The organism is Sphingomonas sp. (assembly GCF_025353885.1).
In the GTDB taxonomy this organism is placed as follows: Bacteria; Pseudomonadota; Alphaproteobacteria; order Sphingomonadales; family Sphingomonadaceae; genus Sphingomonas_O.
The window spans coordinates 1-13,574 of record NZ_JANXNX010000048.1 but is presented as its reverse complement, the minus strand read 5'-3'; the positions used below and the strand labels follow the sequence as shown (position 1 = coordinate 13,574).

14 protein-coding genes and 1 pseudogene are annotated in these 13,574 nt (G+C 63.2%); 5 read left to right on the top strand and 10 right to left on the bottom strand.

Annotated elements, in window-relative coordinates:
* Positions 1 to 144 precede the first annotated feature (144 nt).
* A complete protein-coding gene (locus Q0R02_RS05195; protein WP_293881413.1) occupies positions 145 to 888 on the bottom strand; it encodes a Bax inhibitor-1/YccA family protein in 744 nt (247 codons plus the stop codon).
* Positions 889 to 1,092: 204 nt separating this feature from the next.
* Between Q0R02_RS05195 and Q0R02_RS05190 the strand changes: the two genes are divergently transcribed.
* Positions 1,093 to 2,640 (top strand): MFS transporter, encoded by a 1,548-nt coding sequence (locus tag Q0R02_RS05190; RefSeq protein ID WP_293881412.1) that lies wholly within the window; start codon positions 1,093 to 1,095, stop codon positions 2,638 to 2,640.
* Here Q0R02_RS05190 and Q0R02_RS05185 read toward each other — a convergent pair.
* On the bottom strand, positions 2,637 to 3,212 hold the full coding sequence (locus Q0R02_RS05185) for a superoxide dismutase family protein (protein ID WP_293881411.1): 576 nt from the start codon (positions 3,210 to 3,212) through the stop codon (positions 2,637 to 2,639). The genes Q0R02_RS05190 and Q0R02_RS05185 overlap by 4 nt on opposite strands.
* A gap of 131 nt (positions 3,213 to 3,343) precedes the next feature.
* Between Q0R02_RS05185 and Q0R02_RS05180 the strand changes: the two genes are divergently transcribed.
* Complete coding sequence (locus tag Q0R02_RS05180; RefSeq protein ID WP_293881415.1) at positions 3,344 to 4,330, top strand: NAD-dependent epimerase/dehydratase family protein; 987 nt, start codon at positions 3,344 to 3,346, stop codon at positions 4,328 to 4,330.
* A 241-nt stretch (positions 4,331 to 4,571) separates the two neighbouring features.
* Here Q0R02_RS05180 and Q0R02_RS05175 read toward each other — a convergent pair whose 3' ends face one another.
* The 8 genes and pseudogenes from Q0R02_RS05175 to Q0R02_RS05140 all read right to left on the bottom strand — a co-directional run bounded on the left by Q0R02_RS05175 (position 4,572) and on the right by Q0R02_RS05140 (position 11,072).
* A complete protein-coding gene (locus Q0R02_RS05175; protein WP_293881410.1) occupies positions 4,572 to 5,681 on the bottom strand; it encodes an OmpA family protein in 1,110 nt (369 codons plus the stop codon).
* 176 nt (positions 5,682 to 5,857) lie between these two features.
* A complete protein-coding gene (locus Q0R02_RS05170) occupies positions 5,858 to 6,355 on the bottom strand; it encodes a DUF2793 domain-containing protein (RefSeq protein WP_293881409.1) in 498 nt (165 codons plus the stop codon).
* A 162-nt stretch (positions 6,356 to 6,517) separates the two neighbouring features.
* The gene (locus tag Q0R02_RS05165; RefSeq protein WP_293881407.1) at positions 6,518 to 8,545 is read right to left on the bottom strand and encodes a phage tail protein; all 2,028 of its coding nucleotides are present in this window, start codon (positions 8,543 to 8,545) and stop codon (positions 6,518 to 6,520) included.
* Position 8,546: 1 nt separating this feature from the next.
* Positions 8,547 to 8,918, bottom strand: a complete 372-nt coding sequence (locus Q0R02_RS05160; protein ID WP_293881405.1) for a peptidoglycan endopeptidase — start codon at positions 8,916 to 8,918, stop codon at positions 8,547 to 8,549.
* Positions 8,908 to 9,249 carry a phage BR0599 family protein gene (locus Q0R02_RS05155; RefSeq protein ID WP_293881403.1) on the bottom strand — a complete coding sequence of 114 codons (342 nt, stop codon included), beginning with the start codon at positions 9,247 to 9,249 and terminating at the stop codon, positions 8,908 to 8,910. The genes Q0R02_RS05160 and Q0R02_RS05155 overlap by 11 nt, the downstream gene beginning before the upstream one ends.
* A 64-nt stretch (positions 9,250 to 9,313) precedes the next feature.
* Positions 9,314 to 10,323 (bottom strand): annotated as a pseudogene (locus Q0R02_RS05150) (phage major capsid protein).
* Positions 10,324 to 10,363: 40 nt separating this feature from the next.
* Complete coding sequence (locus Q0R02_RS05145; RefSeq protein ID WP_293881401.1) at positions 10,364 to 10,747, bottom strand: HK97 family phage prohead protease; 384 nt, start codon at positions 10,745 to 10,747, stop codon at positions 10,364 to 10,366.
* Between the two features lie 13 nt (positions 10,748 to 10,760).
* Positions 10,761 to 11,072 carry a DUF6127 family protein gene (locus Q0R02_RS05140; RefSeq protein WP_293881399.1) on the bottom strand — a complete coding sequence of 104 codons (312 nt, stop codon included), beginning with the start codon at positions 11,070 to 11,072 and terminating at the stop codon, positions 10,761 to 10,763.
* 226 nt (positions 11,073 to 11,298) lie between these two features.
* On the opposite strand from Q0R02_RS05140, the gene Q0R02_RS05135 reads away from it, so the two are divergent.
* The 3 genes from Q0R02_RS05135 to Q0R02_RS05125 form a co-directional block, all read left to right on the top strand.
* On the top strand, positions 11,299 to 12,210 hold the full coding sequence (locus Q0R02_RS05135) for an ATP-grasp fold amidoligase family protein (protein ID WP_293881397.1): 912 nt from the start codon (positions 11,299 to 11,301) through the stop codon (positions 12,208 to 12,210).
* A 204-nt stretch (positions 12,211 to 12,414) separates the two neighbouring features.
* Positions 12,415 to 13,044, top strand: a complete 630-nt coding sequence (locus tag Q0R02_RS05130; RefSeq protein ID WP_293881395.1) for a PilZ domain-containing protein — start codon at positions 12,415 to 12,417, stop codon at positions 13,042 to 13,044.
* 110 nt (positions 13,045 to 13,154) lie between these two features.
* The coding region (locus Q0R02_RS05125) for a helix-turn-helix transcriptional regulator (protein WP_293881393.1) at positions 13,155 to 13,574 on the top strand (420 nt) is incomplete at its 3' end.

Genomic DNA, 13,574 nt, shown 5'->3' with positions numbered 1-13,574 from the left:
GGGTTGAAGGACCGGCCTGCCTATCTGAAGGCTAAGGATATCGACATGGCACTGATGCCAAAACGGTCATAGAAAAAAGCTAGGCAGAATAAGGCCCGGCGGATCACTCCGCCGGGCCTTATTTCGTTTACTGTCGGTCGCGTATTAGCGACGGTCGCCCATGAAGCGCAGCAGGAACATGAACATATTGATGAAGTCGAGATACAGCGTCAGCGCGCCCATGATGACCGTCTTGCCGATCATTTCGGAACCCTGCACCTGGTAATACATCGATTTGATCTTCTGCGTGTCATAGGCAGTCAGCCCTGCGAACAACAGCACGCCGACGAAGCTGATGATTACCTGTAGTCCGCTCGACTGGACGAACATATTGATGACGCTGGCAACGATCAGGCCGACGACGCCCATAATCAGGAATGTGCCGAATGCCGACAGGTCACGCTTCGTGGTGTAGCCAAACAGGCTGAGCCCAGCGAAAGCGGCGGCGGTCGAGAAGAACGTCGTTGCGATGGACGCGCCGGTATAGACGATAAAGACTGTCGACAGCGACAGACCCATCAATGCGGCGTAAACCCAGAACAACGTCTTGGCGGTCGATTCCTGCATCTTGTTGATACCGAAACTCAGCGCCATGACCAGACCGAGTGGCGCCAGCATTACGACCCAGCCAAGGCCGGTCGGGCGGCCAACCTGGTTGAACAGGACGCTCATGTAGGGGCTGTTGGCAAAAGCCAGCGCCACCACGCCCGTCAGCAAAATGCCCGACGCCATATAGTTGTAGACAGACAGCATATAGGACCGCAGGCCCGCATCAACTGCGGTATCGCGCGTGCCGGCAAGTGCCGCGGCAGAGCCTGCTGTCGAGCGGGGATCAGACCAGTTGGCCATCGAAATATACTCCTTCACCCGGCGACCATCGCCGGACCTTTCTAATATCGGTGGAAACACGTCTGCTTTCAAGCGAAACAGGAAAACGCGCGGAAAATCGTGCTATTGCGAAGAAAATACAGGGCCATCGACATTTCAACGCCTTCGCCGAGCGCGACCGATGATACGTCTGGTAGTCGGCGGAGGGTCTGCTACGTGTCGTTAATGGAGAGCAAAATAACGGGAACCACGGACCGGCGCTACGCCAATTATGTGCTGTTCGTGCTGACGATCGTCTATGTGCTAAACTTCGTCGACCGGCAGATACTCAGCATTTTGGCCAATGACGTGAAGCGCGACCTGCATCTAACCGATGCCGACATCGGTTTTCTGTTCGGGACCGCGTTCGGGGTATTTTATTCACTGTTCGGAATACCCCTCGGGCGGCTTGCCGACGGGTGGAGCCGGGTCAAGCTGATGACCGTCGGCCTGGCTCTCTGGTCGGCAATGACGGCCTTTTCAGGACTGGCGCGAAGCGGCGCACAGCTGACGCTGGCTCGAATCGGGGTGGGCGTCGGTGAGGCCACTGCGTCGCCCTGCGCCTATTCGCTGATCTCCGATTACTTCCCGAAAGAACGCCGCGCGACCGCGCTCGCCATATATTCGTCGGGTGTCTTCCTTGGCGGCGGGCTTTCGCTGTTCCTTGGCGGTGCGATCGCCGAACATTGGGACCGCGCCTATCCCGGCGGAACATGGGGCGTCGTCGGCTGGCAGGCCGCCTTCATGGCGGTCGGAGTGCCCGGCCTGCTGGTCGCGGCCTGGGTCGCGACACTCCGTGAGCCTGAGCGTGGCGCGATGGAGGGCATCGTCACCACCCTGCCCTCCCATCCGTTCCGCGATTTTCTGGGCGAGCTGGTCACCATCGTCCCACCCTTTACCCTGATCGGCGCGGCACGGCGCGGGATGCGCGCCCTCATCGTGAATATCGCCATGCTGGCGGTGGTCTCGGTCGTCGTCGCCGGGCTGATTGGGGTCACCCATTCTACGGCGCAGTGGATTGCGGTCGGCGGCGGTGTCTATGCGGTATTCTCATGGGCCAGCGCATTGCGCGACCGCGACCCGCCCGCGTTCCGGCTGATCTGGGGCACACCCGCATTCCTTTACGTCACGCTCGGCTATGGCCTGATCGCATTTGTTTCCTATGGCATCAGCGTATTCGCCGCGCCTTACGCCGAATCGGCGCTCGGCCAGAGCAAGACGACGATCGGCCTGTTCCTCGGCGGCGGCGCGATGGCGGGCGGCTTTATCGGTGTCGTCTCAGGCGGGCGGATCGCCGACGCCTGGAAAGAGCGCAAGCCCTGGGGCCGCATCCCGATCATCATGATCGGATCGATCGGCCCCGTCATTCCGCTGATCATCGCGCTGAACACGACGAACGCCGCGCTCTTCTACATCCTCGCCTTTTTCCTGCAAATGCTGGGATCGAGTGCGCTCGGCGCCACGGCAGCAACTGTCCAGGATCTTGCGCTACCCCGGATGCGGGGGACCGCGACGGCGACCTTTTTTATCGGGACGACGATGATCGGCCTGGCGCTGGGTCCCTATATGGCCGGTTTCGTGTCGACCGTGACAGGCAGCCTTCGGACCGGCATCCTGTCGCTGCTGGTCGCGGTACCGTTGGCGGCGCTGTTCCTGATCCTCGCGTGGCGCAGCGTCCCGGCAGCGGAGGCAAGCGTCATCGAACGCGCCCGTGCCGCCGGTGAACCGATCTAGCCCCGGGTAAACACCCCGCAAGCGATGCGCCCGCCGCTGTTGCCGCTGGGGTCGGTGCGGAAGTCATCGGGGGCAGCATGAACGACGATCGAGGCACCGTCTGCGTCCATCAGCGTCGCGATGCCACCGGGCAGGTCAAAGGACACTGTCCCCGTGCCGTCAGTGTGGACCTGCAAATTGGGCAGGTCGCCACGGTGCGCGCCCATTGGATTGTCGCGCCCATGCATCTTCATGTCGGGGTTCCAGTGCGCGCCCGCGCTGGCAAAGGCCGGCCCCTCGCACGAGCCGACGGCGTGGATATGAAGGCCGTGGTCACCGGGCGGGAGGGCGACGCCATTGACGGTCACGCGCGATATCGCGCCGACCCGTTCGATACGCACGCTGCCGTGCGAGACGCCCTGGGGGTCACGAAGTTCGGCGCGTGCTCCGATCTTCGTCGCCGATCCTGGTCCCATTTGCGCCATACAGCCGCCCAGCAAGGCGATGCCCAATGTGCCACAAATGATAGCGATCGTCATCGCTACCTTTGGTTTTATGGCAGTGCTGTCTATTACGAGAATCGATTTGGTCATTGCCTGTCTCCCGGATTTGCTCTTGAATATGCCCAAGCATTTGCACCACGCCAAGCACTTGTGGCATCCGGCGCGGCACTGGCTATTGGCTCAATCGCCGCTGGGCTTGCCGACGGAGAAACATTGTGACGATGCGCGTTCTGATAACCGGAGTCGCAGGCTTTATTGGTGCGGCACTGGCACGTGTGCTGCTAGACCGGGGTGATACCGTGCTCGGGATCGACAACCTCAACGACTATTACGACCCCCGGCTAAAACGCGATCGCCTGGCGATGCTGACCAGCGATGGTTTTGTGTTCGCCCAAGTCGATTTCAGCGATCGAAATGCTCTCGACGCCGCCATGGCGGGCCAGCATTTCGACAGCATCGTTCATCTTGGCGCCCAGGCGGGCGTTCGCTATTCGATCGACAACCCGCGCGCCTATGTCCAGTCGAACCTTGTCGGCCACCTCGAACTGCTCGAACTAGCCCGCACCCGCAAGGTGACGATGGTCTATGCATCATCGTCGTCGGTTTATGGGGGCAACACCGAACTGCCCTTCCGCGTCGAGGATCGCGTCGATCGCCCGGTCTCGCTATATGCCGCCACGAAAAAAGCCGATGAACTGATGAGCGAAACCTATGCTCATCTTTATCGTATTCCCCTGACCGGACTGCGGTTCTTCACCGTTTACGGGCCGTGGGGCCGACCCGACATGGCGATGTGGATTTTCACCGAAAAGATTCTGCGCGGCCTGCCAATCGCCGTCTTCAACAACGGCGAAATGCGTCGTGATTTTACTTATATCGACGACATCGTTGCGGGCGTGGTCGCCTGTATCGATACCCCGCCGCAGGACGACTACTGCGTCAAGCCCGGCGGCAGTGTTGCCCCCCACCGCATCTTCAACGTCGGCAATCACCGGTCCGAGGACCTAATGCGGATGATCAGCCTGATCGAGGGCGCGTGCGACAAGAAAGCCGTGATCGACTTCCAGCCGATGCAGGACGGCGACGTCCCCGAAACCTTTGCCGACATCGCTGCGATCGGCGGCGACCTGGGCTATGCACCAACGACGTCGATCGATGTCGGTATCCCGGCGTTCACTGCCTGGTTCAGGGACTATCTGAAAGTCTAGGGTGGGTGTTGGGCGCGACCGGAGTTTCGCCAGCAAGAACGCAAACCTTCCGTCACCCCGGCACGGAACGGGGCCTATATGGCTGTCAAAAAGATATGCGGCAGATCCGACAGCCGTATAGGCCCCGGCCTGCGCCGGGTGACGCGGTCGCCGGTCAAACCATTATCAACCCCACAACGAAAAAGAGCCGACCTTTCGGCCGGCTCTCTCAAGTTCGTATCCCGAAAGGGAGAGCGAAGTTTTAGTTGCCCGAACCCGGACCGTAGGTGATTTCCACGCGACGGTTCTGCAGTTCGCGAACACCATCTGCGGTCTGGACGCGCAGGTTGGTTTCACCGAACGCCTTGCTGGTGATGACACCGGCAGGAACGCCCTTCGAGCTGATATAGGCACTGACCGCATCTGCACGACGCTGCGAGAGCCCAAGGTTATACTTCGGCGTACCCGACGTGTCGGTGTAACCGGCCAGCATGACCTGAGCCTGACCGCAATCGCCATAAGCGGTGACGGCGTTGTCGAGGATCGACGCGGCTTCAGCAGTAATATCCGACTTGTTCCACTCGAAGAACACGATGTACGGTCCAGGCGTGCAGACAGCTGCCACTGGTGGCGGCGGTGGTGCAGGCTCAGGAGCCGGTGCGGGTGGTGGCGGTGGTGGCGGTGGAGCCGCTGGTTCACCGAAGTTATAGATCAAGCTGCCGAGGATGCTGTGTGAACGGAAACGCGTTTCGTTCGCACGACCAACCGAGTCAACGAGATTAACCTTGCCCGCGTTAAAGAAGCGATACTTCAGACCGACATCGACATGATCCGTCAGCGGCGCACGAACACCGGCAATCGCCTGATAGGCAAAACCTGTATCCGAGTCATTGAGGAACGAAGCGTTCGGATTGATCGCATAGTCGCTCAACTTGACGCGAGCCACACCGGCACCGCCGCCAACGTAACCGCTGATGCCGTCATCCGAACCGAAGTCCAGCAAACCGTTGATCATGAAGCTAAGTGCCGAAGTCTTGCCCTCTGCACCGTTGTACGTTCCGGCAGGAGCCGAAGTGCCGAGATAAGACGGCACAGTCGTCTGGCTGGAGAAGCTCCGCAGACGCGACTGGCGATAACCAGCTTCTGCTTCCAGGCGGAAAGCGCCGAAGTCGTAACCGATGATGCCGTCGACATCATAGCCCGCCTTCTGACGTGCAGTCGCTGCGTTATTCAACGCACCGATATCGATATCCAATTTCTCAACAATCATCGCGCCACCCTCGACGCCGATGTACCATGAGTTATTCCGCGCGAGCGCGGGAGTAGCCATGGCGGTTGAGGCGAGCACGGCGAGTATAGCCAGCTTCCGCATAAAAATCCCCTTTCCTGTTTGTCACTTGAGACAGCTTGAACGCACTAGCCAAAGCACGGTTTCCACGCAAGCACGGAAATCAGCCAACTGTGGCCGAAATGTCGCAATGGAACCCATACTCTCTAGTCGTGCCAGCAAACGATTAGTCAGAGGTTAAGTTCCGACAGCTTTTTTACTTACGAAATCAGGCCATGGTTCGTCAGTGTATCAATGACCAACGCAATCGTGGCGCGCGCCTGAACGTCGTTCGTCGCCCCTCCCGTTGGAAGCGCGATGGCAGGGCGCCGGTTGCCCACGACCTGATTGCCACCGATCACCAGCTTGACGGCCGTCAGCTGTCCAACCTGCCAGCTTGATCCAACCCGGCGTGCCGATACGCCGTCGGCCATCGACCAGACCGTCATGCCATCGAACGGCGCAAGGAACCGCCATCCGCCGCTCGTCCAGGCCGCCAGCGCATCCGCATGTCCCGACCAAGGCCCACCGGGTGCCGCGCCCACGATCCAGCATTGCCCGGCAACGGGCGCGGCGGGGATTGTCGCCGGGGCGATCGCCTGCACAACCGGCTGAACCGCCATGTCGAGCAGCGCTAGCGCTTCATTGTGCGTCGTTTCCTTCTGCGACTGCGCCAGTGCGAGAAAAGGCAGGTTCAGCCGGTCTGATGTCGTAGTCATATTGTTTCTCCTAAATGAGCGGAACCAAAAGCGTCGTGGCGGCGGACACCGCGCGCGACCCGACCTGTGCGACCGTGACCGTGACCGCAGTAAGGCCGAATGCCCGGTCGTCTGCCGCCATCGCCGCGCGATATACCCAGGCGGATGTCGCGGTTTCGGCAGTCAGGTCGGGCCTACCGACGGCGGTGCGCGTGACACGATACCGCTCGCCTTGCTCGCCCAGCGGGATATCGACCGCGTCGCTCCAGTCCAAACCTCTCGACTGCGGCGGATCCAGGTGATCGCAAAGCTGCCGTCCGGCATCGGCATCGCCGCCAGTCCCACCGGGGCGAGGGGCGTGATGCTGGCGCCGATGGTGGCGATGGTCGCGGCCACACCCGGGCCATCGCCGATCCCGGCGGCCAGCACGACCAGGCCAGCCACCGCCAGCGCGGGCGGCACCAGTGCCAGCGTATCGGGGGCCACCAGGACAAAGGCTTCGTTGGTCACATGGCTGCCGACTTCGATCTCGGTCCCGCGCCGACCACGCCAAAGTTCGGACAACCGATAGCGCGCACCGCCCAGCGGCACCGCCTGCCCGAACTGGAACGCCTCTCGCCCGAGCATTGCGAAATTCGCGCCGCTCAGCAGCGCGGCGTCATCGGCATCGTTCAGCACCAGCCCGCCGTTGGCCAACGCGACGTCGACATGGTTCACGCGGTCGACCAGCGCCGTGCCCGCCGGACTCAGCAGTGTCTCTGCAAACCCGATGGTCGCGGGGGCCGCCGTGCCGCCCATCGCCGCGTAGTTGGCGCCACTATCGACACTGGCCAGCAGCGGCGCGTTTCGCCAGCCGCTCGACGCCCCGTTCGCCGCCACCACCACCTGAGGAGACTGGTCGGCCACATTGCTCAGCGGCGGCAGGTCGATCAGCGCAAGGATCGTCGCGCCATGGACCAGATCGGGCTGTGCCACCGGCCGCCCCGGATCGGCGGCTGGCGCGATTGCCGAGGCCACAAACTGTGGCGACAGTTCCAACCTCACGACCATCCGCTCGAATGCGACCGCCGCGATTCGCCATATTCCGGGCAGCGCGTTCAGCGTGACCCGGTCGCCGGGCCGCAAATCCATGGCCCGCCACGGCACCGTCACTGTCACCGTTCGCCGCTCCCGCCACAGTCGCGTCAGCCGCGCCTCGACGATCTGCTTGGCCACCCCGGCGGGTAGCGACGCCGCCAGGTCGATGCGGTCCTCGCGCCGCGATCCGCCCTCTCGTCGGGCGCGCTGGACGCCCGCCTGGTAATCGCGGCCCACGTCATAATAGGCGATGCTGAGCACCTCCGGGATCGCCGCGGCCGCCCGGCGGGTCTCGACCAGACGCGCGCCTGCTTTTACGGCGACGGTCGCGCCCAGGTCGTCGCCGCTCAGCACGCCGGTCGTGCCGCCATCCAGAACCAGCATCAGCCCGTCATCGACCAGCGAGACCGGCAGCGCCGCCGCCAGCGTTTCGGCGACTCCGCGCACGCTGTCGCCCTGCACCGCCAGCCCTTCCATGACCGCCGCGCTTGCTCCCGCCAAGGCCCCGGCGCTGAGTTCGGCCAAGATGGTGGCGACCCCGACCGGCCCTTCGTCGGCAATGATCTCGAAGCTCAGCATCGGGATGCGGTTGCCATAGTCGGCCAGCTGAAAATCCTCGAACACCGCCACCGCGCAGCCCCGATAGGCAGGCGTTGTGCCCAGCCCCTCCGCCCCCGCGATCAGCGGGTCGACTCGCTGGTCCGCGCTGCCCGGTAGCAGGCGAAACCCCGTCGCCGTCTTGAAATCGCCCCCTGCCCCGCGCAACAGGTTGCCGTCAGCCCAGATCCGCCCGACCCGCAGCACCGGGCGCGCCGACAGCGCCACCGCGAACGACGCCGAATAGCTGAACGTCGTCGTTTCGGGCTTGCCCTTGCCGTTCGACTGGCTCGCCCGCGCTTCGATCAGGTCGGTCGACCAGATCACCGTGCCTGCCGCGCGCACGGTCCCGAACACGCGCGGGATTGCGGTGCCATAGGCGGATGTTTGCACCGACAGGTCGCCCAGCCGTGGCCCCTGACGGCCCTTGGGCGCAAAGACCCGCTGGTCGACCGCCTGCCCCAGTATCGCCCCGATCGCGCCGCCAATCGGTCCGCCGATGACGGTCCCGACTGCGGTCAGCAGTAATGTCGCCATGTCAGTCCTCCTGTTTGCGCCACGCGCCGATCACCGGCCATGTCGGCAGTCCCGGCGTCTCCAAAACTCGCCGCAGCAGGGCGCAGGCGTGGACGAAGCCCTGCGTGGTCATCACCGCCAGATGAAATTGCGCGACCCCCCCCTGGAGCAGCAGGACATCGCCGACCCTCGCCGCCGCCACGCGCACCAGCGCTGCATTCAGCCCCTCGATGATCACATCGGGCGCGCCCTGCCGCAACCGATATCCGGTCGGCACCACCGCCCCGCCAACCGCACAGGCGACCAGACCGATACAGTCGAGCCCCGTCGCCGGATCGCGGCCATGCAATCGGAACGGCACCCCGATCAACTGCTGCGCGCGCTCATCCATCATAGCGGGTCAACAGGTCGTTGCCGGGCAGGTGCGGCTCCCCGCGAAAATTGACCGCATTGGCAAAGCGCGTGCAGCAGGTCGCAAATCGCCGGTCGCAGCCTTCGACAATTTCGACCGCCTCCGGTCCCGTGACGGCAAAGGCCGGGGCCTCGCGCAGGGTCAACGTCGCTCCGGCAGAGGTCACCACCATCGCCGACAGCCCCGCATTCGGTCCGTCGATCCAGCGCAGGCGGCCAAAGTCGAACAGCCCGCCCCCGACCGCAGCCGCCAGCGTCACCGTCTCGCCCACGCCGGCAACGACCGTCGCCACCACAGGCCCCCGTGTCAGCATCGCAAATCCTCTTTCGCGTCAGTGCCCCCTCTCCCCTTTGGAGAGGGGGTCGATTGCGGCCTTGTCAGGTCACCGCGAACTTCATCAGTTTGATGGCTTCCGAATTGGTCACTGTCCCTCCAACCCGTTTGGTTGCATAGAAATACACGAACGGCTTGTTGGTATAGGGATCGCGCAGGATCGACGTCTCCGCCCGTTCGGTGATGATGTATCCGGCATGGAAATTACCAAATGCGATCGACAGGCTGTCTGCGGCGATATCGGGCATGTCCTCGGCCTCCAGCACCGGATAGCCGAGCAGCGTGTTGGCGTTGCCCGCGATCAGGCTCGGCTGCCAAAGGAACGCGCCGTCGGTTGTCTTGAACTTGCGGACGGTCGCCATCGTCTTGGAATTCATCACCCAGGTCGCGCCCTGGCGATAGGGGGAGCGCAGCGACTGGACCAGGTCGACCAGCCGGTCCTGCGGATTGCCCGCCACGAACGCCCCCGCCGCGCCCGACGCCACATATTGCAATGTGCCAAACGGCCGCACCGTGTCCAGCGTCGCCGCCGTTGGAAATGTAAGGAACCCCTTTGGACGGTTTATGCCGGTGCCACCGATAAACGCCGCCGCCTCCGCCCGGGCGAATTCGGTCGCGATTTCGTTCGCCAGCCACGCCTCGACATCGAACGCGGCATCATCGAGCATGAACTGGCTCGCGGCCGGATTAGTATACAGATCACCCATCGGCGGGACAATCTCGTTAAAGACCGGCGACCCCGTCTCGGGCCGTGCCGCACCCTCGCCCGCCCAGCCCGACGCCATGCCGTTCTGCGTCACCAGCTTGCGATAGCCGCCCGTTCCCACGCGAACCACGTTGGCAATACGACGGATGGGTGAGATCGCCTTCAGTGTGGTGTCGATCACCGCGTCGATCTCTCGGGGGATGGCGAAACCGCCCTCGCTGGGGGTTGCCCGTTAAAGCTTTTCAACTCGACCCCCAGATCGCCGCGCCGCAGATACCCGTCGACGAACGACGCGCGCGCACTGCCCCCCGCCGGTGTGGCCGCCAGTAGCGGTCGTTCAGGCGTCATCGTCACCGTGTCGAACGAATCCTCGAGCGCAGCCTTGATCTCATAATCCATCGTCATTCTCCTTGGTAAAATCGATTGCGTGCACCCGCGCCAGCGGCTGCATCGGAAAGCTGACGACGCTAACCTCGAGCAGTTCGAGCGCCGTAAGTTCGCGTTTTGTTCCCTCCAGCGCCGCCCTAACACGGTATCCGAACGACAGCCCGGACCCCGCCACCACGCCCGCGTCGTCGCTGACCCGCCCGATGATCCGCAGGCCCCGGTCGTCCTCGGCTAGCATTTCGACCGCGCCGATCGGGCGGGCCTGGTCATGCTGCCACAACAGCGTCACCGGTTTGCTCAGTTCGCCCGCAAACGCGCCCTTGCGGATCACGTCGCCGCCCCGGTCCTCGCGGTCGAACACTGCGACATAGCCGGCGAACCTCATCGCATTGCCCCCATCACTTCAGCACCAGCGCGCCAAGCCCCAGCTTTACCGCGATGCCGATCAGCACCGCCGCCATCGCCCCGCGCACCACCCAGCCGATCACCGCATGGCGCACCGAAGTCTTTGCATCGCGCCACGCCTTCAACAGTTCGCGCAACTCGGTGACGTCGGTCCGGGCGTCCTCATCGGCCAACCCCAACCGCGCCAGCGCCCGCCGTGCGCCCAGTTCCGACGCCTCCTCGACCAGCGCCCGCAGTGTAACCAGATCGGACGCCCCACTCTCTGCCTGCGCCAGCAGATGGGCCGTCAACATCGTATCGCTCATCACGCAATCTCCTTTGTCTGAACCAGTCCCAACAGCGCGCGCTTTTCGGCCCCGGTCAGGAAATCCGCTCCCGTCACCTGGCTCCAAAGCCGCTCGCGTTCCCGTCGTCCCTTTCCCTGACGAAGCGAGGGTAAGGAAACTTCTGACGCCGATCACAATGTTCCTGTTATGTACCCCGACCAAACGAATATGTCAAGTAATTTGTTCCGATCTGGTTAGTTCAGATGTGACGCGCCGTTCGTATTCCGGAACAATCCGCCGCCTCGATGCTTTTGTCCCGATGGAACTGACCCTGCCGACCCTGGCCTCCCCGCGCACCGCTACCCTTGCCCCTGCGCGCATCGCACTGACCTATTTGTGGCGTCACCACCGACTGCTCGATCTTGACGATCCGCAGACCTTCACCGCGCTGGTCCAGCACCGCAAACTCCATGACCGCGACGCCCGCCTGCCGCCGCTCGCCGATAAGGTGCTGGCCAAGGAAATCGTTGCGGACCGGATCGGTCGCGAATGGGTGATCCCGACATTGTGGCACGGTGTCGAATTGCCGCGCTGTCCCGACTGGCCGACGCCGTTCGTCGTGAAGTCGCGGCATGGCTGCAATCAGAACGCTTTTGTGCGGCGATGGGATGCGGCGGAATGGCGTTCGATCAGGACGCGCGCGCGGCGCTGGATGTACAGCGATTACGGCGGCTGGCTCGACGAATGGCTGTATGCCCATATCCAGCGCGGTTTGCTGGTCGAACCGCTGGTCGGTCCGCTCACCGGCGCTCCCATCGACTATAAACTCTATGTTTTCGGCGGTCGGGTCGAATATATCCAGGTCCATCTGGGGCGCGGCCAGCGGCATCGCTGGATCGTGTTCGACCGCAACTGGCGGCGGCGCTCCTCGCCCACGTCCGACCTCGATCCGGCCCCGCCGTCGTCGCTTGCGGCCATGATGTCTGCGGCGGGGGAACTGGCGCGTGGCATCGATTTCGTGCGCGTGGATATGTATGAAATCGATCGGAAACCGCTGTTCGGCGAGATGACATTTTACCCCGGATCGGGTCTCGACCGGTTCGACCCCATTGGTCTCGATGCAGAAATGGGTCGCTTTTGGCTCAAGGCAAAGAGCGAAGGCGGCGTTCTGCGGTAACCCGACGAACTCCGCGACGTGCGATGGCACACTCTATGTATCGCGATACTAAATAGCCGCCGGATTTGGTCGTTACGCCCAGTATTCGCACGATAATTTGCCTTCATTTTGGTGGATACCGTTTCACTCATTTTTAGACCGTCGGCGCGTAACCAGTGTGGCAGTTGGGGATCAACCCCAAATGAAACAGGACGGGATGCTCCGATGGCTTCGACACTGACATTGTCGGTAGTACCTGGCGCCATAGCCGGCGAGCGCCGCAATTCCGAACGGCACATGACGATTTTTCGCGCTGGAAAGATCGCGCACCGCGATCGCGAGAATTTATGCCTGGTCCGCAATATCTCGAACGGCGGCGCGATGGCCCAGGTGTTTCAGGACCTCACCGTCGACGATCGCATCACCCTCGACCTGCGTCTGGAGGAGCGGATTTCCGCCCGCATCGTCTGGGCTCGTGCCGAACTGGTCGGGCTCGCCTTCGACCAGCCGATCGACATGGCCGAGGTTCTGCGTTCCGAACTCGCGCATGGCCAGCGTCGTCGCGCGCCCCGGGTCAATGTCGATGCGACCGGCAGGCTCCAGATCGGCGAGCTATTTCACGCCGTCGCCATCGACAATGTATCGCAGACCGGAACGCGCATTCTCTGCCCCGAACCCCTCGAAGTCGGTGCCGAGGTTCGCTTGTGGATCGACGGGCTCGGCCCGATGCTGTCATTCGTGCGCTGGACCAGCAACGGCATCGCCGGTCTTGCCTTCTGCCGCTCGGTATCGATCTGGGACCTGACCACCTGGGTGCGCAAGCAGACGCTGACGTCGGTCTTTCGCGCCGTCTGACCTGCATCCGCACGACCCGGCCGCTTCTCATCTCCAGATAGGCTCTTGCGTCGCGAGTCATTCTGTAGGAAAGCGCCAATTCCATATCGGTTATTGGCAGGGGCTCGACCATGATCACCCGTATCCGCGAAGTGCGCCGCGCGCAGGGATTGACGTTGCTGGACGTCGCCAACCGCTGCTCCCCGCCGACGACCGCCCAGACCATCGGACGTCTCGAAACCGGAACACGCACCGTATCGGTTGGCTGGCTGAACCGCATTGCCGCGGCACTTGGCGTGACCGGCGGCGACCTGGTCGATATGCCCGGGCAGGTCGAGGTGCCGGTCGCCGCAGTCATCGGGGCCGATGGCGTCCATGCTCCTCCCAACGAAACCGTCGTCACCGCGCCCGTCGCGACACCGGGGCTGGTCGCGCTCACGGTCGATACCGGCGTCGGCGATTATCGCAGCGGCGACGTGGTGTGGTGCGAACGCGTGGCGCCCGATGGCTTTGCCGCCCTGCTCAACCGCGACGTCCTGATCCCGCGCCCC